The 1,131-nt window shown below is 34.0% G+C and carries 1 protein-coding gene; it reads left to right on the forward strand.

Going from position 1 to position 1,131, the window contains the following annotated elements; translation table 11 throughout:
- The first annotated feature begins 121 nt into the window (after window positions 1–121).
- Window positions 122–802: a hypothetical protein gene (locus ABU914_RS15380; RefSeq protein WP_379670571.1), complete on the forward strand. Its 681-nt coding sequence runs from the start codon at window positions 122–124 to the stop codon at window positions 800–802.
- The last annotated feature ends 329 nt before the right edge of the window (window positions 803–1,131 follow it).

The following is a 1,131-nucleotide window of genomic DNA, read 5'->3' on the forward strand; positions in this document are numbered from 1 at the left end:
ACCTTCTGACATTTTTTGTATAGTTGTTAAGGTTGCTTAAGCACCATTATATTGACAGTTCAAGTGAGAGCCCTATCGACTTACACAAAATTCTTGACGGTACCAAGTCGGAGGTTTTTATATGAAACAAACAAGATTAATGAAATTTATTACGATGATGATAGTTGTACTCATATTCACAAGTGCTTGTAATTCAAGTAGCGAAGTAGGAAATAAGGAATCATTAGATAATGAAAAAAATCAAATGAAATCAACAACAGACAAAAACGATGTAGAAAGCTCAATTTTTTATGAAGATAATATTACTATTGATAAGATGGGCGAGAAAAAGATATTATTTGCTAACGAAGCAATTAATGAAACGCAAACACTTACCGGTGTCGATGTAACATTTGAAGGATATCAGTTTACACAATTTGTGCCAGACGAAGCATATGAACCTGATTTTGATATTTTTGATGGAGGAATTGTTTTATTTACGACAAAATTTCACTTCACAAATAATAACGATGAAGAGATTTATATCAATGTTATGTGGGATTCTATTACTGTGAATGACGGGGAAAATGAGGTCGGCTCACCTGTTATCTTTATTAGAACAGAATTGGATAAGGAAAGAAATATACTAGATCCTGGTGAAAGTACGATAGCTTACCAGGTCACAGCGCTAGCTGAACACCGTTTTGAAGCGATTAAGGATGAAGAACTTAGCATCGAATTTGGACCCATTTATCAACTAGATTCTGATGAGAGAGTTTTCGCAATAACTGGAGAGACAATCTCATTTGATTTACTTAAATAAAATTACACTGTTTCACATTTAAATTCAGACGCGAAAGCAATTTACATACAATATAATACAGTTAAGGGAAAAGGTTAATCTCGTTCACGCTTGTCCTATTAAGGGGCAGGCGTTTTTTCCTAAATAGGGCTTGCTGAATAGATTATTCAACATTACGCCCATTGTAAATATCGATATCTGTAACACTTGATTAAAAGGAAAAAAAGAATCCGAAGTCGTCGCTCTGTATATGGTAACTTAAAAGTGATCCATCATGACAATTGAAAACTGATCCACTCTTGATAGAAAATAACCCTAACGATTCTAGTTAGGGGGATATCTTAGGAGTG

The organism is Pueribacillus sp. YX66, assembly GCF_041725775.1.
GTDB lineage: Bacteria > Bacillota > Bacilli > Bacillales > UBA6769 > Pueribacillus.